This window comes from Streptomyces sp. NPDC101194 (assembly GCF_044767885.1).
Classification (GTDB): Bacteria; Actinomycetota; Actinomycetes; order Streptomycetales; family Streptomycetaceae; genus Streptomyces.
Genome location: NZ_JBIWOS010000022.1, coordinates 1 through 20,589, shown reverse-complemented (window position 1 = coordinate 20,589; position 20,589 = coordinate 1). Strand labels below are relative to the sequence as shown.

Genomic DNA, 20,589 nt, shown 5'->3' with positions numbered 1-20,589 from the left:
TTCGCCATCGTGCTGTTCAGCGCCGACAAGGGCGGCGCTGCTATCCCGTCCGCTTCGGCGCCTGGGGCTGATCAGGGGCGTCTCGCATCTCCGTGGCGGGGTTTCCTCCCCAGCGTCCGTGCTGCGGCACCTCCTCGCCCTTCATGAGGAAGGAGTCGGGTGCGAGCATCGCGCCCGTGCCCATCGTCACGCCGTAATGGACGTGGGCTCCCACGCCGATGGTGCAACCGGCGCCGAGGGTGCTGCGATCGGATTTGAAGGTGCCGTCCTCCTGCGAATGGCACTGGATCTTGCTTCCCGCATTGAGCGTGCAGTCGTTCCCGATGGTGGTGAGTGTCCGCTCCGTCACATAGCAGCCGTCATCGAAGACCCTGCTGCCGATCCGAACCCCCAACATCCGCCAGATCACATTCTTGAATGGGGTGCCATTGAAGATGTCGAGGTAGGTGTCGGGCACCTTCCAGAGACGCTCATGCCACCAGAAGTATGGGTCGTAGATGGAGCACACCTGCGGTTGCAACACGCGGAATGCCGCGATGCCGCGCTCCACCAGTACGAAGTAGAGGGCGGTGAACCCGAGGCTGAGCACCAGGAACGCGGCGATCAGCACATGCCCGTAGGAGTCGTACAGCTCGGCGTTCGCCAGGCCGAGCATCGTCAGCACGAAGAAGTGCAGCCACCGCACGAGCAGGAAGAAGACCATCGAGCGGATGTTGTAGTGGTTCTTCGCGGCGAGGTTGCGGTGCAGCTCGTCGCCGGCGCGAAGATGATCGAACCGGGAATCGCGCTCGACCGACCGGGGAATCTCGAAGCACGGCGAGCCGAGCAGGCCCACCCCCTCACGCACCTCGCCTTCGAGCGGAACCATCACCTTCGTCGCGAGGAGACAGTTCTCACCTGTCCTGGCCCCCGAGGGATAGGCGATGTTGTTCCCGAGGAAGTTGTGTGACCCGATCGAGGCCCGGGACACCCGGAAGGACGTGCTCGAATAGTCGGCGTTGATGATGGAGAGCCCGTCGGCGACCATCGTTCCGTTCCCGACCGAGCACAGAAACGGGGTTTCGTGCTGCACTTCCGTGCCGAAGTTCGACCCCGTCTGCTCGACCTGGGACAAGTCGTATCCGATGCCGCGCAAGTAGTGGACGATGTAGGAGCTGTCACCCAACAGCCAGGTGAAGAACTTGATGTTGGTCATGCGCCCGATCGCCCGGTGTGCCGAGTAATGGAACCCGTACAGCGGATAGATCTTGTTCGGCTTGACAACCATGTTCAGCAGGCGGGGAACGGCGAACATCACGGTCAGGCCCACGACGACGAAGCCGAAGAACAGCAGCAGGGAAAGGAGCAGCGCGTCGATGTAGAGATCCAGTGACGTGAGCTCCACCGTGCCCAGCCGGTTGTGCGGCGCCGGGACAAGGGTCACCAGCATGTACGCGCCCCCGACAGACAGTGGCACGTAGAGGAAGAACAGCTGAAGCACGGTGATCAGGCCGAAGCCGGCCCGGCGCAGCGTGCCGCATGCGGCCGGCCCGATCCTCAGGTAATCGTGCTGCGTGAGCTGTGCCGGGGATCCGTGCCAACTCTGACCGTCCGGGACCGCCTGGCCGCTGTACAGCGCGGACGTGTGGCCGAGTTGGGCCCCGTCGCCCATCGACGTGTCGATGTCGAGCACGGTCTTCTCGCCGATGAACACGTCCCGGCCGAGGGTGACCCGGCCAGTCTGGATACGCCCGGCGTGTGCCCGGTAGCAGAGGAAGAACGAGTCTTTGCGGATCACGGTGCCGGCGCCGACCGTGAGGAGGTCGGTGCATACCGGAATGTTATGGGAGAGGATCGTGACCCCTTTACCGATCCGTGCGCCCAGCGCTCGCAGGTACAGCACGTACAAGGGATTACCGACGAAGAAGATCATCGGGTTGGCGTGGATCAGCACTTTGACGGTCCAGAAGCGCAGATAGGTCAGACCCCAGACCGGGAAACTTCGTGATGTCCACCGGCCGATGAGGAGCCATTTGGCTGCGATGGGGAAAGTGCACAGACCGACGAAGCCGACGCCTCCGAAGACGAACGATCGCAGGTAGATATCGATCACACCCGACCCGGCGGAGACCCATGCGTAGCCTCGGTTGGCAACAAGTCCGGCGAGGAATAAGTATCCCAGGAAGAGCAGGAACTGCAGGGTGCCGCAGAGGACGTACCGCGCCGTGCCGACTGGGGTCACCGCCTCGGACGGCGCCGGGACCGACGGCTCGACGGGGGTGGCGTTCGCGAGCCCCGTCGCCAGACTGCGGATCGTCGGGTGCCGGTAGATGTCCTTCATCGACGCCGAGGGAAGGTCCGCTCGCTTTCTGACTCGTGCGCAGAAATGAGCCATCACCAATGAGTTGGCGCCGAGGTCGTCGAAGAAATGGCTGTCGATCGACACCCGTTCGAGGCACATGACGTCGGCCAGCACCTCGGCGAGGTTTTTCTCGATGCCGGTCTCCGGACTGGTGAACCTGCTTGTACCGATTGCGGATTCATCAGGTCCGGGCGTCAAGACGTCTTGGGATTTCTCCTCCATGCAGAGCTCCTTGAGGAACTTTCGAGTACCTTCGCCATTACGGTGGGCGCTCCGTACTCGCGGTTTTCGATGGCTGGAGCGAGTGGTCCGGGAATCATGAGGTCGGGTTCTGCTGTCCGGATCCCGAACCGCTGCCTCGGTCTTGGCTGTCCGCTGTCGGGCTGCCACTCGAACTCGGTCGCATGGCCCAGCAGTGGCCCTCCCGTTTCACTCCTCGCACAGGATGCTGCCCGGCGGGACGGCGATGAGTTGCGCGTGGGTCTCGCCGTGCAGCGTGCGAGTGCTGCATTCCTGATCCGGGAGGAGTTGCGCCGGGATATGGGGCGGTGACGGTGGCTTCGACCGTGCCCATGCCCGAGGGGGAGACCGCCGTGACCCCGGTCGGGGATAGCTGGGTGATACCGGTGGCCAGTTTGCTGCCGAATTTCGCCTTGCTCGTATTGGGCAGGTTCGTTCCCGTGCTGGTCACCATGGTTCCGCCGCCGGTGGAGCCCTGCTTGGGAGAGAGGCATGTACGACGCTCCTTTTTCTCCGATGGAATATAAGGGGACCGGCGGAGCGCCCGGCCAAAGTGTTCGGCTTCCGCCGGAAAGGTCGGTTGCCGACGAAGTCAAGTGACGCCACGTGTGGCAGCACGCAATTGTTGGCGCTGCCGAGGATCCGGGGGCACATAATACTGGGACCCGGCCCCGGGCCTCAGCTGCCGGAACTTCTTCTCAAGCACGGAAAAGAACAGGCAAGCGTCGTCTGTTCTCAACTTCCTCGGCTTGGGATATGCACCCCGTCCGTTCACCGTTTCAGTGACCCACAGGAAGATTTGAGGAGCAAGGCTCGTAGCCGCGTATCACCCGAAGGTAGTAGTGGCCCGTCTTGTACAAGCGGATTTCACGCTCGGGCGGCTTGGTACCTCCAAACAGCCATGGGTCTACACCATCTCGATGTGGATCGCCTCTTTCCCACGATGTGGGTGAGAGACCGGCTGGACAGGCTGTGGTCCGACGAGGATTTTGCGGGCTGGTACCCGCGTGACGGACGCCCCGGCATCCCGCCCGCCCCACTGGCAACCGTCTGCGTGCTGCAGTTCCCGCTCGGCCTGTCGGACCGTCAGGCAGCGGAAGCAGTCCGTTGCCGCATCGAAGTACACCGGGCCCGGCTCCGTACCATCAGCCGACAGGACACCGGGCCGGCCCTCATGCTCACTGCCGAACTCCTCGGTCTCCCAGATACTCCGCCCCTCCCTCACTGGCCGGAACACCGATGACGCTCAAAGACCGGCCCGGCAACGGCGCACCCGAAACAGCGCCTCAGTCGCGGGCCCGGCCAGCTCCCCCACGGCCTTGCCCCAGCCCGACCAAACCTGGCGGGCGAATACCCGAACCGGTGAATCACGGTTCCCCGGCATCGACGTCAGCCCGGCCAGAACGGGAGCTCCGCCGTGGCTCCCTGCTGCTTCTCCCGGCACGGCGTGGAACCTGCGGATCTCCGGCCGCGGGAGCGGGCCACACCTGAAGCAGGCACAACTCGACCGGGTTGTCGTCCGGGGCGGGACTGTCCTTGGCGCGCCCCTCGTCGCGGCCGCGGGCATGGACACGCACGCGGTGGCTTCCCGGTCTGTTGAGGGGCAGATCGGGCAGGTCCTTGACTTCGCCGTCCTCCCAGGGGGTGACAAGGGACGAGCCGGTGGTGGAAATGGATGACGCCTCCACCGCCTCTCGTCCCGGTCAACCTCTTGGAGCGGTGGCTCGGAAGCGTGTGTGGTGACAGTGACCTCGACCGGTCAGTCCGGTCAGACCGGTCAGGATGCTGGCCCCGTCCTCCTCGGCGGCGATCAGCCCGTTGCCGGCATCCGCGATGTCCGGTGCCTGGTCGGCGCCGAGGTCCGGGTCGACGATGTAGAGCTGACGGGCATGCACCCGCACATCCCTCAGTCCCGTCATTGACCGTGATCGGGTGTGCTCGCCGAGGTGGTTCCGCCTCTGCTGATGGCGCCTGAGAGCGTCATGCCTCGATCACGCTCAGAGACGCGCAGGGAACGGACAACCGGTCGAACCCGGTCAAACAAACCAAGGCTGCCCGGATCTCTCACTGATAGAACGGGCGACGGCGCGGAATGCCCTCAGCCTGAATGTCTGAGGGCACTCCTTGAAAACCGGCTGTCAGGCCGTTCCGACTCGGTCCTCGGGGTGCGGGTAGTAGGTGGTGGTCGCGGCCCGACCGGGGTGCTCACGGCAGAGAGCGTTCACGAGGTCGCTGCGACGTCGGGCAGCGGTCGTCGGGGCCTGGGGCAGTGACGTTCAGTCCCAGTTGCACTGGTGTTGCAGAAAGTAGACCTGACTCGTGGCATTGCCCATGCCGACGGAGCTGTGCCAGGACTCCAGGTCCCATGTCGCTCCTGTGCTCCATCCGCTGTCGTCGGTGGGATCCGGGAAGACGAACTTCGAGTGACAGGCGAACTGCTCATACATGGAGTTGTGTTCGGTGTCATCCACTCCGGTCGGGTACGGAACTACCTGCCACAGTTGGCTCCAGGACTTCGTGAAGTCCGTACGGGCGACAGTGAACCCCTTGTCCGTGGGAAAGGGGCGGACCACAACGTTACTGGTCCCGTAGGGGATCTCGACCCTGACCTGCTTGAACAGATCGGTCCCATGAGTGCCGAAGTAACCCACGCATTCGCCGTGGCATCCTTCGACACCATTTCCGGCACTCCAATAAAGGGTGCGGCCGTTGGAGAACTTCTGGTCGATCGACTTGTACTCGTCGTCGTGGAACTCGTCGGACGTCGGGTAGCCGAACGGGCCGCCTTCGTACCCGTACTCCCCCCACAACTGGCCGATCTTCCCCCAGACGGGGTGCGCGCCGTTCGACAGCGTCGGATGCCAGTAGACAGTGCCGCCTTGGAACTGCTGCCGCTTGCCGGAGCCGTCGGGGTTGGTGCGTTCGTCATCGACCGGATAGCCGAGCTTCCCACCCTCCCAGCCGAGCGCACCCCACTTGCCGCCGATCGCGCCCCATACGGAGTGCGCACCGCTGGCGGCGGACCAGTAGATGGTGCCGCCCGCGAACTCCTGGCGCTTTCCGTGCCCGTCGGAGTTGTCCAGCTCGATGCTCTTCGGGCAACCCAGCGGCCCCGCCTCGCGGCTCAGCTCGGTGTACTTGACGAGAATCGCTCCGCCGACCTCCTTGCCGCAGACGTTGTCCGCGGCCGCCGGGGACGCCTGAACAATCAGGGCGGCAAGAGAAGCCAGAGCGACAGCCACGCCTTTGAACAGGGTGACCTTTCGCCGTAACGGTCGAGTTGACACTTCCACGTGCAGTTCCTCTCAGTAGTCGGTCATTGGCGGCCGGGCCGTGCAACTGGTGCGGCTGGGGGGCAACGGCGCCGACTCGGCCTCCGGGGTGCGGGTGCGCTGCGCAATCCACTCGGCGCAAGGCAGCCGTTCGTTCCGGCGATCCTCAACACTCGAAAGGCGGACCCGCTGTGTCTCGCTCGATCGGGCCTCCCAGGAGGCGGTTGTCCATCCACATCGCGAACATGTTCGCTATGTTCCTGCCCAGGTTCACACAGCCGCTCCAGGGGCGCTCTCGGCCGGAGAGCATGCGAGACGTCTCGGTGCCGGCGGCGAGGGCGTCGCGGACGGCGGCCAAGGCGCGGGCGACGTCCACGAACCGGCACCTGCGCGCGGGAGATGCCGAACTCCGCCTCGCGGTACGCCACCCGGCTGCCGTGACCGAGCGCGCCCGGACGCGAGCGGCGAGCGCCGTGACCTCCCGGGCGCGGGCCACGCCGGTTCAGCGACGTCGGCCCGGTCCCAGTCGCGCTCACCACTCATGTACCTATTGTCCACTGCGTCGGCGGGCCGGAACAGGGCGCGCGGAAGCACGGGCGCAAGCCCCCCCTCCCAACTGCGACTGGTGTGACGACTTGTCGGGCCACACTGCGTATGCGCGTTGACCATGACTTGGAAGGCCACCACCCGGTTCGGGGTGGTGGCCTCTGTTGTTGTTTCCGATTCCACTGAAGGGGGCGACCCCGGCGTCCGGGGACTCCCCGGTCGGGTCGGCGCCGTTGTCTCGGCAGAGGATGCACGGGTTGCCGGCATGACCCTCGGACGCCATGAATGCCCCGTGGACGTGGTCTGCGGTGAGGGCGAAATCGTCTTCGAGGGACCAGTAGTGGACGATCTCGTTGATCTGGCCGGGACAGAGCGTTGTTCGCGCGACCGCGCTCGGAACCATCCGTCGTCGGCTGGTAATCAGGGGGCCACACCTCTCGGGACGCACCCACCCGCGCCCGGGCCGTTCGCGGGGCCTGCTCTTGTTCCGGGGCAGCGAGTCCCGACGGTTCATGTCCCCGCTACGCGCCCTGTGCTCCGCGGCTCACCGTCCGGCGAACTTGGCACGGGCATCGGCCAGCAGTCGGAAAGCGTGCTCGCGATCCTGCTTCAGCGTGCCGTCGACTCCGTCGACGGTGACTGTGAGCAGCTTCCCACCCTCGCCCGCGCAGGCGTCCACCCTGCCGCCGACCAAAAACTCCTCGGGAGGGTCGGCCCAGTAGGTGCCGCACGCCCCCTCGGGCCCCTTGAAGGTCCTGGTGGCTCCGTCGGCCGACGTGGCGTGACACTTCCCGCCGACGTACTCGGCCACCTGGGCGGGGTCCTTCCAGTCGAGGATCTCCAGCGAGGGCTTCGCGACGGTGTGGAGCGGCCCGCTCCCGCTGCGGCCCGCCTCCCTGACCGAGATATTGACCAGGCAGGACCCCTTGCCGCCCTGGAAATGCCCGTTGACGTCGGCGAACTTGTTGTCACCGAGCGCCGCGGCGACCGTTTCCGGCTTCAGGTAGTGGCCGCAGCCCGTGTTCACCCCCTTGGCCGGTGCTGTGGTCACCGAGGGGCCGGTCCCGCCCCTGCCGCCTCCTCCGCAGCCGGTCATAAGAAGCAACACCACAACCAACCCGGCCCCGGCAAGCCCGCTGCGACGCATCTTTGCCCCCGTCACCCTGGGCGCATCACCGCCACCCGTTCATGGCGGCAGGACCTTGACAAGCGTACCGGAGGCCTTGATTGAGCCCGCAAACCAGCGGAGGCGTAGCCACCGACCTCATCCGCGCCGCCGACCTGGAATCCGCCGAACGAGCCGCGCTCAACCAGGGCATGACCGCACGGCACGGCCAGGCCTACGCACTACGCGTCACCACCACGCCCACAGCCCACCACCAGCCTCCCGACAGCACCCAGAGCACCCCAGCCATCCCAGCACAGCACAGCACAGCACAGCACAGCACAAGAATCACCGGGAGCACGAGAACCGTGTCAACACCCTCGTGGCTGACGCCCGGCACTGAACAGCCGGAGCCCGCCAAGATCATCCCGTGGCGGTCCCTGGCGTATCTGGGTCATGCCTCTCTCCGCTCACAGCTCGACCTGGATGTGTTCCACGTCGGTGAATTCCACCCCCAGGCCGTGCGCGCGGCTGTTGTTCGCGCGGAAGTACATCTGCGCGAGGCCGTCGGCCGCGATCTGCTGGAGCTGCTGCTCGTTGACGCCCTGCTCCCGCGCGGTGAACAGCCGGTCTGCGAACTCGGGTGGCAGGGCCTGGGTGATGTCGCGGATCCGGGCGTCGTCGGTCGTGCCCGGCGCCGCGGTGAACCCGAACCGCGCCCGGGTGGAGACGACCAGACCGTCGGTGGAGGCCGCTTTCTCTCTCGCCCTCGCGCGCACCTGCGGCTGCCACCGCCTCTTGACCTCGCGCTCCATGCGGCCTCGCAGCTCCCGGCGGGGCCGCTTGAGCTTGCCCGCGACGTACCGCTCCACGGTGCGCTGGGAGATCCCGAGCACCTGCGCCACGGCCTTGGTGCCTTTGAGCTGCTTGACCAGGTACTTCATCTGCGCCTGCGCGCTCTGCGGGATACGGCGGGTGAACGCCCCCTCCAGCGCGCGGTCCAGGCTGTCCCCGAGCGAGTCGACCATCGGTTACTCCCCTTGTCCGGCGCTCTGGTCGGTCTTGATCAGGTTGGCGATGTTGAACACGCCGCCGCGTTCCTCGAACAACTGCTCTGCCCACAGGACGGTCTGGGTGCCCTGGTGCTTCACCATCCCCGGCGAGACCCCGAGCCGGAACGTGCCCGGCACCGGCTTGCCCTCGTCGGTGTGCGGCAGGACGTCCAGCGGCGACGGGCCGGGCGAGGGATAGACGATCGCGTCGGTGCCGATCGCGACCGGATACAGCTCGGCCGCCGCGGCGGTCTTCATCAACTTGCGATGCAGGCCGATCCGCTGGCTCGCCAGCACAGCGGCCCGGATGTCCGGGCGCCACGTCTCCCGAGCAAGGGCCGGCCACGGCTCGTAGTACGGCACCTGGCCCCGGCTGCGCTGCCGGAGCTTGCCGATGCCGCCCTTCGCCGTCGCCTTGATCGCGCCCGCCAGCAGCGCCATCGTCGGATCGACGCTCCTGGAACGGGCCATCGCGTCCAGGAACTCCTGCCCCCCGAGGTCTGTGGTGACCCCGAGGTCGGCCATCGTGGCCACGTACGCGTCGCGCAGCCGCTTGTACCAGGCGTCCAGGTAGCGGCCGGTCTGCGTGCGCACGTACGCCTCGACCGGCACGACCTCGAAACCGAGCTCCACCGCGTAGGCGAGGGTCGGAGTGGTGTACCAGGCCGGGCCGGTGGGACGGTCGCCCTTCGGCGTGAACGGGCTCGGGAGCCGGTCGCCGTCGACGGTGCGGCCGTTGATCTCCACCCGGGACAGGTCCACGCGCGAGAGGTCCACCAGCCACGAGCCGGGCAGCGCCCCGTCGAACTTCGGGTTGTTCCTCAGATGGGTCGGCCCGTTCAGCCCCACCGTGAGCCCATTCGCGGCCGCGGCGAACGACATGTTGATGTCGACCGTGACCAGGAACTGGTTCATGCACTCCTGATCGGTCAGTGGCCGACACCAGTCGTAGGGCTCCTCCATCAACATCTCGGCCGGGCCGCGCAGATGGTGCCGGGCGAACCTCCCCTTCAGCAACGGGTGCTCATCCGGGACCTCACACTCCACCACGTCATACACGGCGGTGAGCGCGTCAGTGTTGAACGCGCGCTTGAACTCGCCGGTGCGCTCGTCCTTCTCCGCACGAGTCGGCGGGCGCAACGCGACCATCAGCTCCAGGCCGGTCGTCGCGGTCGTGCCGCGCGGCGTCATCACCCGTTCCGCATACAGACCGAGATACCGGGCGAGATCAGCCGGGTCCATCGTCGGCAGCTGCGGATCATCCTTCTTGTCCCACTCCCGGGCATCCAGCGCGTTCCACGACAGGATGCACAGCTGGACACAACGGCGTCTGGCCCCCTCGGGCTCGCGGTAGACGCGGGCCCACGGCCCGAACCCACGCCGGGTCAACTGCCAGTCTGCCTTGGCGAGCTGCCTGACCACCTTGTGACCGTCCCCGAGCCGCCCATGGCGCCGCTCCTCCTCCGACAGGACGACAGGCAGGCCATAGCGCTCCAGCGCGGACGGGGTGAGGACGAGGATCGGGTCGGCGTCGCGGCCGTTGCGGTGCAGCCGGGCCTGCCCGAGCCGGGCTTCGGCCAGCGTCCAATCGATCAGCGCCGACATCGTCTTGGCCGACACGTCCAGGACCAGGCCGCCGACACAGTACGCCGACACCTGCCCGTCCTCGCAGTCGATCACGGCGAGCGGTCCGTTCTCGAAGCGCGGATCGACAGCAGCCGCCGCGGTCTTCTTCGCCACCGCCTTCTTCGCACCCGGGCGCCGCGACGCCGCGGCCGGCCTTTCGGCGCTGCTCGCCACCACGCGGGACGGTGGTACGACGGCGGGCGCCGGGGCCGGCTTCGGGTCCGGGCCGGTGAACGCTTCCGGGGCAGCGGCGGGCGCGTCGGCATCCGGGGCGGGGAAGCGCTCAGCGAGGCCCTCGAGCAGCCGGGCGTAGGCGGCGCGCTTCGGCGGCCTGGGCTCGGTCTCGCCGGACTCCCAGTTCCCGATCGTCTCGCGTCTACTCTTCAAAGCCTTCGCGATCTGCTCCTGACTCAGCCCGGATGCCTCCCGCAGACGCCTGCGCTCCCGAGGCGGCGGAAGATCGTCCTGGGCGACATGGTCCAGCAGCGCGTCCACCGCGCTGAACAGCTCGTCCTCAGTGGGCACAGAGCTCACCTCCATGCCACACCCTACACCAATTACATATTGAAACGCTCCTTGGATTTCACATGGATTGCCCAATGAGAGCGTGACCGGGATGCAACGCCACACCGCACTCCGCTGCTCGCCTACGCCCGCAGGGACTGAGCCGAGTGCCTCACCGCCCGGGCTGAGGACGAGGCCAACAAGCGGGACGAGGACATCCGCCAGTCGGTGCGGGTGCTGGACGGTCGCTGCCTCATCCGACGTGCCTGGCCCCTCTATCGCCGGGACGACCGTGCCCGAAGCCCCCTTGTCCGATGGCCTGCTGACGGACGCCCTTGCCGCCCTGCTAGAATGCTGGTCATCGCGTGAGCCTTCCCGGTGCGGATCCCCATCCGCCGGGGAGGCTTTTTTTCATGCCCGGGGCCCACCCACCCCGGCACTGGTGGACCTGCTACGGGGTGCTCGACCTTCCGAGCGGCCTGAACACGCTGCGCCCGCCCGCCGGTTCCCCTTCCCAGTCAGCAAGAGGAGATCCATGTCATGAATCCACGAACGAACACTGCGGCAGCCACGGATACTTGGCTGCTTGGCGACCTGCCCGTCAACCGCATCGGGTTCGGCGCAATGCGCCTGACGGGCACCGCGCCCTTCGACCGCGGCAGGCCGCGTGACAGCGAGCAGTCGATCGGCGTGCTTCGGCAGGCAATCGAGCTCGGCGTGAACCATATCGACACCGCTGCGTTCTACTTCTCGGCGACGCGTTCTGCAAACGAGCTGATCAACCGGGCACTGACGCCCTACCCGGAGGATCTGGTCATCACCACCAAGGTCTGGCCGAGCCGTGATCCCTCGGGCGCGTGGTGGTGGGCCACGCCGGAGCAGTTGCGCGGCCAGGTCGAGGAGAACCTTCGCCAACTGGGTCGCGATCACCTGGACGTGGTGAACCTGCGCGTGCCACCCAGCCGACGAACCGGCTCGATCGGCGAGCACTTCGGTGCGTTGGCCAAGCTGCGCGATGCCGGGCTGATCCGCCACCTCGGCATCTCGAACGTTACGTCCGAGCAACTGAACGAGGCCCGGGCCATCGCCCCGGTCGTCTGCGTACAGAACCCTTACGGGATCGGTGCGTCGAGTGAGGACCAGGCACTCCTGCAACTCTGCGGTGAACTCGGCCTCGCCTTCGTCCCGTTCTTCGCGATCGCCGGTCGCGGGCGCGAGGCGGGTCCGGCCGCCGACGACAGCGAGGTGGTGTGCGCAGTCGCCCGCGCACATGGCGTGTCCGTCGCGCAAGTCCGGCTGGCCTGGACCTTGCAGCAAGGACCGCATGTGCTGGCGATTCCAGGGACCGGTGATCCAGAACACCTCGCGCAAAACATGGCGGCCGGCACACTGCGGCTCTCGAACGAGGAGATGGCACGCCTCACCTCGCTGCAGCCAGCAGACACATAACAGACCGTCGCCCGCAGGAAGCCACTTCACCGATCACCGACTCGAAACATAGAGGGTCCGGCAACTCCCTGATAGCGGACCCTCTGGGAGGTCGTATTCTCCCGATGTTTCATCCCGGAGTAGGCGTTTGGCCCTGTGGTGCCGGGTCGCGCCAGGAGATGGCGGCTTCGCCGGTGAGGCGGCGGGTCGTCAGGTCGATCACGGCGGGGATTCGTCGTCGCGCGCCAGGCGGCGGTGGAGCAATAGTGATACGTAGGCCCGCTCCACGGTCCAGCGCTCGGGCAGCGGGGTGAGTCCCCCGGTCCCGGGTGTGCGTCGGACGGTTTCCGTGTCGCTACCGAGGCGGGGGGGCGGGCTCCACCAGGCGCTGACGGTAGCCGCCGTCCACCTGGTCGATCAGGTCGATGCCGACGACGGAGTCCTGGACGCTCGCCGCCGGGCTGATGGTGACCGCCTCACCCTGCCCGGCGTCTGCCACCGGTGTTCCCGATGCGCTCAGGAGGCAGGCAACCGTGCCCAGCGTGACTCAGACCACTCATCCCCGTCGCCACGTATCCCAACCGGCCGATGACGTCGCGCTCGGTGTGGACACCCACAAGGATCGTCCTGGCACGCCTGCGCTGGGACACCCGCACCCGTGACTACGTGGAGCGGAACATCAGCGAGGGAAATACGCGTCGCAAAGCCATCCGCTGCCTCAAGCGCTACGTCGCACGAGAGATCGACCAAATAATCGTTCGCCCAGAAGTGAGTGGTCCCCCACCAGCTGCTGCTTGACATCCTGGCATCAAACCCGCGGTCCGCTACGAGGTGACGGCACGCATCGCGGCCATCAACGAGTGGTTGTGACGTACTGATCCGACGACAACTCGAACACCCGTACTCGCCGACCGCAGGTGGGATTGACGGTCTCACGGACCGGGTGCATCCCCAGTTTGGTCATGATCCGTGCGGAGGCGTCGTTGCCCACTTGAGTGATGCTGACGATCCGCTCCAGCCCTCGCTCTTCGAACGCGAACCGTACAGCGGCCGCAGCGGCCTCGGTGGCCAAGCCCTGCCCCCAGTGGGAACGTCCCAGCCGCCAACCGACCTCAACCGCCGGCAGTATCTCCGGCAAGAAGTCGGGCACCGAAAGGCCGGTGAACCCGGCGAGTCGGCCAGTGGACCGGATCTCCACCGCGAACAGGCCAAAGCCCTGTGACTCCCACTCGCTCTCCCATGCCTGGACCCCGTCGCGAGTCTGCTGTTCGTCACGGACGCTGCCGTCACGGATCCACCGCATGACCTCGGGGTCGGCATTGACGGCAGCCATGGGCGCGATGTCTTCCTCGCGCCAGCGACGCAGAATCAAACGGGGAGTCTCAAGCCTGACCATTCAATCATTCTGGATCACAAATGGGCTCCCCGCCATCCTCACCGGGCACTTTCGATACACGCCCTGAAGCGTGCTGCAGAAGGCCGGGCCGGGCAGGCTGAACCGGCTTCTGCGCTTTTGCGGATCACGCCGTCAGGGCGTGGTTGTGCGGGGTGGCGACGGCTGGGACTGCGTAGTGGAGGCCGTTTCCGCGCTGTCGGCAGTCGCGGAGGATGGTGTAGTGCTTCATGCGGGCGAGGGCGTGTTCCACGCGGGCCCCCACGTGTCGATGTTCCGCGTTGTCCGATTCCTGGCCGGGCAGGAGTGGGCGGCCGGGTCGTTCGCGGTGGGGGACGACGGTCGGCAGCAGACGACCACCAGGAGAACCCGGTCCACCGGCGGCAGGCACCGCCGCCGGCCCCCGCCGGGCCCGTTCCACCCCGTTCACGCACGACCTTCAGCGGCCGGTCGCACTGCCTCACCCGCGGCCCGGTGAACGTTCAACCCACAACGAATCAGCCCGCAACACCCCGCTCGCACAGCTTTTCTGCAACACGCCCTACGAGTTGGTGCGTGATAGCGGGTGGGTCGTGTTCGCCTGTTGAGGGTCGTTGTTCAGATGGCCGCGGCGTGGTCGGAGACGAGGCCGGCGATGGCCTGGTAGGTGGAAGGCAGCCGGTCTTGTCGGTGCGTCCAGCGGGTGAGTTGCTTGCAGCGCTTGTGATCGGCGAGGGCGTGTTCGACGGTGATGCGCTTGGAGGAGTGCTGGTGACGGAGTCGTTCTCCGGCTGCGTGGACATGAGTGAGGGCGATTTTGTTCGGCTTCCTGGGCGGTGCGATGGCCTGACCGCGGTGGTCGCGTCGCAGACCGAGGTAGCCGTCGTCCAGGAGGACTTCCACGTCGGGAAAGTACTGAAAGCAGACCCCGACGCCTTCGTTGCGTGCGGCGGCGGACGCGAAGGTCACCAGGTGCGGGCGATCGCGGCGAGGTCCTCGGCGGTGGCGTCCGCCTCTCACCCCTCCGCATAGGGGGCTCTGCGACTGGGCGGGCAGTTGCATCCCGTAGAGCAGCCGCACCAGCGGAAACCTCTGCGGCATCCACATCCCAGCCTCTCACCGAGACGATCTGTCCGGGCATCAAATAGTCCATGCCCCACATGCGGTTTGCACCTGATGAGACGGACCGCCAGGCAAGGGGCGGCCGCGCGGGACTGGCAGCCCGTACCGAACCGGGTCAGCCCCAGAACTCCCGCAGGACGGCGTTGACGACGGCAGGCTCCTGGGTGTGGGGGTAGTAACCGGGTACCCGCAGGAGGCGGCCCCCGAGGGAGTCCGTGAGGGACTCGGCCACGGCCATGAGAGGGAGCCCCACGTGCTCGCGGTACGCGGCCGGCGCACGCTCCCAGGTTCCGCAGATCACCAGAATCGGCAGGGCGGCGCCCCGGATCACCTCCAGCGGGACTTCCGCCTCCCAGATGGGCCGCTCTCTCATGGAGGTGGCAACGGCACGGAGCCGGCGCGACGTGGGCTCGGGCATAGCCATCCCCAACCCCTCGGTGGACGCACGCAGATACTGCTCCGGCGTGACGCTGTCCGGGATGCCCGGGGCGCCGTCGCGCACCCGGTCGAGAAGATCGGCGACGACTGGATGGTGCGCGGCGGCGGTGAAGGCGGAGGGCTGGATGAGGGCAAGGGAGCGGACGAGGTCGGGTCGGCGCGCGGCGGCGATGAGAGCGGCGACGGCGCCGTTCCCGTGCCCCACGAGGTGGGCACCGCCGGGCCTCACGGCGGAGGCACCGTCGTCGAGAACCTCCACGACGTCCTCGGCGTCGACCTCGAAGTCGCTGCGCGCGGTGTCCGGGCTGTCGCCGTAACCCCGGCGATCCATCAGGAGGAGCCGCCGGCTGTCCGCGAGGGGCCGCTGTCCGGCAAACCCGTACGTGGAGTCGCTGCCCCAGGTGAAGATGTTGTGGATGAAGAGGGCGGGGGCAGCAGCGGCCTCCGGGGTCACCGGAACCATCGAAGCTGTCGGGGCCCGGCCTCCTCCGACCCGATCGCTGTCATCCCACACGGTCACGTGCACGGCCATAGGTCACCCTCCCGAAGCTGAGGCACATCAACTCCCTGAGCCTAAGGGCTCTCCCGTAATCCCTGGCGGGTGCGCGACGACGGCTACGGCACCTCGCTGCGTTGTCGGAACATCCGCATACATCCAGTATGTGGACATCCCTCCGCCTTGCGATGCACCGCATCCGACGCCGCGCGCTGACCCACCAGGGATTACGGGACAGCCCTTAGACCTCGAGCCACGGCTGATGCCTGTAGATGACGTCTGGGAAAATGAAGGAGTGCCTTGTGCCCTGCGATGATGGGAGTTCCTCGCGCTTCCGGCACGCGCAATCAGCAAGGCACTTCCGAGATGCTGGTTTCCCATACGTCGACGGCGGTCTCCGCTGCGTTCGATGACCTGAATCTGATCACGCAGGCCAGGCTGGTCCCGGTGATGCGGCTGGCCGAGCAACCGACTCCCGCGGCGCCCCGAAGTTCGTCAGTGAAGCTCTGGCCACCGCCGGGCAGACCAGGTGCACCGGCACCCGCATCCTGCGGGCGGACTCCCGGTTCTACAACGCCGGGGTGATCGCTGCCTGCCGCCGGGCCGGCGCCCACTTCTCGATCACGACCGGTATGAACCCCTCCATCAAACGAGCCGTCCTGAGCATCCCGGGCACGGCATGGCAGCAGATTACGTACCCGACCGGACACCGGAGAACTCATCTCGGCCGCCGAAGTCGCCGAGATACCCGCCCCCACCGCGTTCGCCTGTCGCAACCGCAAGAAAGCCCAGCGGGTCACCGCCCAACTGATCGTGCATCGGGCCCGTGACCTGGTCAAACCCGCCGTCGTGGGAGAGCAGGGTGAATTATCCCTTCGTACCCACCTGATCCACGTCCCGGCCCGGATCGCCCGCTCCGCGCGGCGCATCACCCTGCGCCTACCCCGGCAATGGTCCTGGCGGCATGCCTGGACACAACTGCTCGACACCGCCCACGCCCCACCCGAAGCGCCCTGGCGCCCCGACCATCCCGCCCCGCCAGGGCCCCACCGGAGCAGAACAGCGGAAAAGCTTGGCAGACCAGCAAGTACCGCCTGCCCGGCCCGGTCACAACCCCGCCACCCCGACCCTCGAAGCCTCAAAAGATCACTTCAGAAACAGACCGGCGGATCGAGGCCCAGATGACGCCACTCCAAGTCATCCGCGCACACTGTAGAAGGTCATACCGGGCAACGGACTCCGATGGCCTCGCGCAGGGAGGACGTCACTGCGTCGACTCCAGGATGCGGTCGAGCGTCTGCTTCCCTGTCCTGCTCATCGTCAAATTGCTGTCAACGTAGTACCACACGAGCCCCATCGCCTGTGCGAAAGCCCATGCCTTCCCGCGCTCCCACTCCAGTTCGTCACAGTCCAGGGCCTGTCGAAGCACGTCACGCGGTCCCTCTTGCAGCAGGTGCCACGCGGCGACCAGATCCAGCGCGGGGTCGGCCGGACCGAAGCCGCCGCCGTCCAGTACGCCACTGAGCCGGTCGCCGGAGACAAGCACATTGCCCGGAATCAGGTCGCCGTGGCTCATCACGTCATCGCTCTCGCGCGGCAGCTCCCGAAAGCGGCCCCACATCCGGCGCACCCGCGGCACGTCCAGCAGCCCCTCGCTCTCCGTGAAGGACTTCTCCATGAACGCGTCATGGTCGCTGAGAACCCCGCCACGCCCCTGGCCGTTGAAGCGCCGCCCTCGCATATCGGCTTTCCGAAGGGCTTCGATGAAGTCTGCGAGGTCCTGAGCGAAGGCGTGCGACCCGCTCGGGTCGGCGTCCGACGCGACGGTTCCCGGCAGCCACGTCTGCACCGACCACGGCATGGGATAGCCCACTCCAGGCTCTCCCAGGGCCACGGGCTGCGGGATGGGGAACGGAGACACCTGCGCCAGCTCCGCGCTCGCTTCGGCCTCCCGCTGGAGGACTGTCCGCTTGTCGGCGGCATCGACGAGGCGCAGGGGGAAACGTGCCGACAGGTCGTTGCCGATGCGGAAGATCGTGTTGACCGTCCCGGAGGACTTCAGGAGCTGGATCTCCTTGCCGCTCCACTGCGGGAACTGCTCCTGGACCAATGTGGCGACGGTCTCCGTCGTCACTTCCACCTGATCGTCATGCATGCCCATGTTGTCCTTTGCCCTCTTCGTTCTTCGTTCTTCGTTCTTCGCTGGCGTCATGAGTCTTTGATTCTGTTCAGATATCCGGCGAGGCGTTCGAAGATCTCGTCGGCGCTCTAAGGTGTCCACCAGGTGCGGTTTGAGACCGAAGGGTGACAGGCCGCTGGCTTCGGCCATCTCCCTCGTTGACCAGTGGGTGACGTTCGGGGTGGACTCCAACGTGCACACGACCACCTCCTCGACCTACTCGTCGCTCACCGTGCGAGGCGGCCCCGGGCTCGGCTCGTCCGACAGGCCCTGCAGCCGATCGGACGCGAACCGCCTGCTCACTTGGCTACCGCGGCCGGACGTGCCCCAACCTCCGCACCAAACAGGGTATTTGACTCGCCCGCCGCACAGGCCAACGCGATCCGGCACCGCAACGCGATCGTCAGCGGTTGAACGCCAGGAACCCGAACCGCTGGACGATGGGCATGCCGTCGCCCGTCGCGTCGGTCGCGTTCACGGAGTACACCAGTGTCCGGAACAGGATCCGGGTGGCGGCGATCACTGTGGCGCAACCGGGGTGCGAGCCCGTCTTGCCCCAGAGCACCTTGCCGTTCAGCTCGAACCGCTCCAGTCCCGCGGCGTACCTCGCCCCGGGCACGTCCGCCGGGAGCGTGAACATCTCCTTCAATTGTGGCCTGGGCACCACCCGGCCGCGGACAGTTCCACCAGCAGTCGCTCGAGGTCGGCGGTCGTCGAGATCACGTCGCTGGCCGCCCACCGGTCGGACATTTTCCAGTCGGTCACGTCCGCCAAAGTACCGTCGAACTTGTCGTATCCGCGGTTGTGCGGGCCGTGGATGCGCGGGTCGGAGCCCTTCGGGAACGAGGTGTCGCGCATGCCGAGTGGCCGGAAGATCCGCACGGCCGCCTGGTGGGCGTACGAGTCGCCGGCGACCTTCTCGATCAGCATGCCGAGGACGGTGTAGTGGATGTTGCCGTACTCCTGCCGGGTGCCAGGGTCGTACTGCGGGCCCTGGGCGACGGAGGCTGCCACGACCTGTTGCGGCGTCAGCGTTTCGAAGCGGTGTGGATAGTCCTCCTTGACCGTGTCGCCGAGGTAGGCGCCGGAGGCCAGGCCACTGGTGCAGTTCAGCAACTGCCGTACGGTGATGGGACTACGGAAGTCCTTAGGGCTGTCCCGTAATCCCTGGTGGATCAGCGCGCGGCGTCGGATGCGGTACATCGCAAGGCGGAGGGACGTCCGCATACTGGATGTATGCGGATGTTCCGACAACGCGGCGAGGTGCCGTAGCTGTCGTCGCGCGCCCGCCAGGGATTACGGGACAGCCCTTTGGTGAGCAGCTCCGGCAGATAGTGCTGCACGGTGCCATCGAGGCTGATGCACCCCTCTGCGGCGAGTTGCAGCACGATGGACGCGGTGACCGACCTTCGTCACCGAACCTGCACGGAAGCGAGCGTTCTCCAGCGCCGGCACCCCCGTCCGAATGTCCCGCACCCCGACCGCCCCGCGCCAACTCCCCTTGCCGCGCACGCGGATGAGCGCCGCGGTGGCGTTCTGGTCAGGGAGCCCGGCGATCGCCGTGCACAGCGCCTCGGCGTCGGGGCCGTGGGCCGCGGATGGTGGGCTCACCCGTGCGGAGCAGGACGGCGGCGTGGAGGCGGCGTAGGGCCGGCAGTTTCCCGGTCCGGCCCGGGGCAGCAGTTAGAGCTCGACGGCGAGACCGGTGGTCGCGACGGCCACCGGACCGTCGTATGCCTTCCCCGCCACCCCGGTCGCGGCGTGGGCGTCGGTTCCGGGCCACAGATGGGTGAGCAGCAGCCGTCCGGCGGCGGCCTCGGCGGCGTACTGTCCGGCGCCGCGCGCGGTGAGCAGGTACGGGGCATCGCCCGGGTCGGGCACTTCGTGCAGATACGTGGCCTCGGACAGGAAGAGGTCGGCGCCGCGGGCGAGCCGGACGATCTCGGGGCTCGGTCCGGTGTCGCCGGTGTACGCGAAGGTGGTGCCGTTGGCGGTCAGCCGCAGGCCCGCGTTGGGCACGAAGTGCGGCAGCTCCCAGGTGTCGACGGCGAACGGGCCGATCCCGAACTTCTCCCCCGGCCGGAACGGGCACAGTGTGTACGCGGCGGCCAGCATGCTCGGCTTGTCCAACGCCAGCACTGCGTCGAGTGCCCCGTGCGGGGCGTGCAGCGGCAGCGCGGGCGGCGGAGTGTCGCTCAGGCCACGGGCCCGGAGCAGCGGGTTGAGGTCGGCGCAGTGGTCGGGGTGGCCGTGACTGACGAGCACGGCGTCGACCCCGTCGGGGGTGACATGGTCGAGGAGCCGGGGAAAGGTCGCGTACCCCGGGTCAATCAGTAGCCGGAAGCCGTCGTGGTCAAGGAGATAGCCGCTGCAGGCCTGTTGTGCGGTCGGCCAGGCTCCGCAGCCGCCGAGGACGGTGAGTCGCATGCGGCGACCTTACTGAGCACTCCGTCAGATTTCGTGTCCTGAGCTGACTCATTTCACGTAGTGGCATCGTTGGGCGATGGCTTGGTGGCGTCGGCGGCGGTGCGACCATCTCAGGGCATAGGGCGGGTCGACCATCAACAACGCACCGATCACCCAGTGGTCCTGCAACGGGTGGACCAACCGGAAGTGGAACACGGCGGGGTAGAAATGATCAAGGTTACAGCATCCGCGGCAGCCATTGCGTGGGCCGCAGCAAGTCTGAGGGGGACGACCACAGCGGCCTCGACCGTACCTCAGTCCGCTTCTCACGGACTGTCAGCGAAGTCGCGGGCTTCATGGTGGGATACGTGAGAAACCGGCACAGCGGAATGTGCCCGACCGTTCACGGCGCCAGCAAAACCAAGGGCGCGCACGCAGATCAGTACACCTGTGTCGGCGCTT

Annotated in this window: 14 protein-coding genes and 3 pseudogenes; 2 read left to right on the top strand and 15 right to left on the bottom strand. The window is 67.0% G+C overall.

The genetic code is table 11. The features are described 5' to 3' along the window. Positions 1–40 precede the first annotated feature (40 nt). Positions 41–2,563 (bottom strand): Pls/PosA family non-ribosomal peptide synthetase, encoded by a 2,523-nt coding sequence (locus ACIRP2_RS39015; protein ID WP_404258514.1) that lies wholly within the window; start codon positions 2,561–2,563, stop codon positions 41–43. A gap of 94 nt (positions 2,564–2,657) precedes the next feature. Beyond that, positions 2,658–3,104: an IPT/TIG domain-containing protein gene (locus ACIRP2_RS39010; protein WP_404258520.1), complete on the bottom strand. Its 447-nt coding sequence runs from the start codon at positions 3,102–3,104 to the stop codon at positions 2,658–2,660. Between the two features lie 378 nt (positions 3,105–3,482). Here ACIRP2_RS39010 and ACIRP2_RS39005 point away from each other — a divergent pair, with 378 nt between their 5' ends. After that, positions 3,483–3,824, top strand: a complete 342-nt coding sequence (locus ACIRP2_RS39005) for a transposase (protein WP_404258513.1) — start codon at positions 3,483–3,485, stop codon at positions 3,822–3,824. 460 nt (positions 3,825–4,284) lie between these two features. Here the strand turns inward: ACIRP2_RS39005 and ACIRP2_RS39000 are convergent, their stop codons facing one another. The 5 genes from ACIRP2_RS39000 to tap form a co-directional block, all read right to left on the bottom strand. Then, entirely contained in the window at positions 4,285–4,500 is a 216-nt protein-coding gene (locus tag ACIRP2_RS39000; protein ID WP_404258512.1) for a hypothetical protein, read from the bottom strand. Between the two features lie 357 nt (positions 4,501–4,857). Next, positions 4,858–5,823, bottom strand: coding sequence for a hypothetical protein (locus ACIRP2_RS38995; RefSeq protein ID WP_404258511.1), 966 nt, complete (start codon positions 5,821–5,823; stop codon positions 4,858–4,860). A 1,120-nt stretch (positions 5,824–6,943) separates the two neighbouring features. After that, positions 6,944–7,450, bottom strand: coding sequence for a hypothetical protein (locus ACIRP2_RS38990; protein WP_404258510.1), 507 nt, complete (start codon positions 7,448–7,450; stop codon positions 6,944–6,946). A gap of 524 nt (positions 7,451–7,974) precedes the next feature. Beyond that, positions 7,975–8,532: a telomere-protecting terminal protein Tpg gene (gene tpg / locus ACIRP2_RS38985; RefSeq protein ID WP_404258509.1), complete on the bottom strand. Its 558-nt coding sequence runs from the start codon at positions 8,530–8,532 to the stop codon at positions 7,975–7,977. A gap of 3 nt (positions 8,533–8,535) precedes the next feature. Next, positions 8,536–10,722, bottom strand: a complete 2,187-nt coding sequence (tap, locus tag ACIRP2_RS38980; protein ID WP_404258508.1) for a telomere-associated protein Tap — start codon at positions 10,720–10,722, stop codon at positions 8,536–8,538. A gap of 504 nt (positions 10,723–11,226) precedes the next feature. Between tap and ACIRP2_RS38975 the strand changes: the two genes are divergently transcribed. Further along, entirely contained in the window at positions 11,227–12,135 is a 909-nt protein-coding gene (locus ACIRP2_RS38975) for an aldo/keto reductase (RefSeq protein WP_404258507.1), read from the top strand. A gap of 334 nt (positions 12,136–12,469) precedes the next feature. Here the strand turns inward: ACIRP2_RS38975 and ACIRP2_RS38970 are convergent, their stop codons facing one another. From ACIRP2_RS38970 to ACIRP2_RS38935, 8 genes and pseudogenes are all read right to left on the bottom strand, one after another. Then, on the bottom strand, positions 12,470–12,613 hold the full coding sequence (locus ACIRP2_RS38970) for a hypothetical protein (protein ID WP_404258506.1): 144 nt from the start codon (positions 12,611–12,613) through the stop codon (positions 12,470–12,472). A gap of 354 nt (positions 12,614–12,967) precedes the next feature. Further along, complete coding sequence (locus ACIRP2_RS38965; RefSeq protein ID WP_404258505.1) at positions 12,968–13,510, bottom strand: GNAT family N-acetyltransferase; 543 nt, start codon at positions 13,508–13,510, stop codon at positions 12,968–12,970. A gap of 124 nt (positions 13,511–13,634) precedes the next feature. Further along, positions 13,635–13,847: pseudogene (locus ACIRP2_RS38960) on the bottom strand (IS5/IS1182 family transposase); the annotation flags it as partial. Positions 13,848–14,104: 257 nt separating this feature from the next. Continuing rightward, positions 14,105–14,443: pseudogene (locus ACIRP2_RS38955) on the bottom strand (hypothetical protein); the annotation flags it as partial. 280 nt (positions 14,444–14,723) lie between these two features. Then, a complete protein-coding gene (locus tag ACIRP2_RS38950) occupies positions 14,724–15,578 on the bottom strand; it encodes an alpha/beta fold hydrolase (RefSeq protein ID WP_404258504.1) in 855 nt (284 codons plus the stop codon). A gap of 1,228 nt (positions 15,579–16,806) precedes the next feature. Beyond that, positions 16,807–17,703 carry an aminoglycoside phosphotransferase family protein gene (locus ACIRP2_RS38945; protein ID WP_404258503.1) on the bottom strand — a complete coding sequence of 299 codons (897 nt, stop codon included), beginning with the start codon at positions 17,701–17,703 and terminating at the stop codon, positions 16,807–16,809. A 421-nt stretch (positions 17,704–18,124) separates the two neighbouring features. Beyond that, positions 18,125–19,332, bottom strand: a pseudogene (locus ACIRP2_RS38940) (serine hydrolase domain-containing protein). 72 nt (positions 19,333–19,404) lie between these two features. Then, entirely contained in the window at positions 19,405–20,148 is a 744-nt protein-coding gene (locus ACIRP2_RS38935; protein ID WP_404258502.1) for an MBL fold metallo-hydrolase, read from the bottom strand. Positions 20,149–20,589 lie beyond the last annotated feature (441 nt).

What these genes read in the sequence shown, in the direction of transcription:
- ACIRP2_RS39015 (WP_404258514.1), bottom strand. Translation starts at nt 2,563, where the DNA reads ATGGAGGAGAAATCCCAAGACGTCTTGACGCCCGGACCTGATGAATCC.
- ACIRP2_RS39005 (WP_404258513.1), top strand. Translation starts at nt 3,483, where the DNA reads ATGGGTCTACACCATCTCGATGTGGATCGCCTCTTTCCCACGATGTGG.
- ACIRP2_RS39000 (WP_404258512.1), bottom strand. Translation starts at nt 4,500, where the DNA reads ATGACGGGACTGAGGGATGTGCGGGTGCATGCCCGTCAGCTCTACATC.
- tpg (WP_404258509.1), bottom strand. Translation starts at nt 8,532, where the DNA reads ATGGTCGACTCGCTCGGGGACAGCCTGGACCGCGCGCTGGAGGGGGCG.
- tap (WP_404258508.1), bottom strand. Translation starts at nt 10,722, where the DNA reads ATGGAGGTGAGCTCTGTGCCCACTGAGGACGAGCTGTTCAGCGCGGTG.
- ACIRP2_RS38975 (WP_404258507.1), top strand. Translation starts at nt 11,227, where the DNA reads ATGAATCCACGAACGAACACTGCGGCAGCCACGGATACTTGGCTGCTT.
- ACIRP2_RS38965 (WP_404258505.1), bottom strand. Translation starts at nt 13,510, where the DNA reads ATGGTCAGGCTTGAGACTCCCCGTTTGATTCTGCGTCGCTGGCGCGAG.
- ACIRP2_RS38950 (WP_404258504.1), bottom strand. Translation starts at nt 15,578, where the DNA reads ATGGCCGTGCACGTGACCGTGTGGGATGACAGCGATCGGGTCGGAGGA.
- ACIRP2_RS38945 (WP_404258503.1), bottom strand. Translation starts at nt 17,703, where the DNA reads ATGGGCATGCATGACGATCAGGTGGAAGTGACGACGGAGACCGTCGCC.
- ACIRP2_RS38935 (WP_404258502.1), bottom strand. Translation starts at nt 20,148, where the DNA reads ATGCGACTCACCGTCCTCGGCGGCTGCGGAGCCTGGCCGACCGCACAA.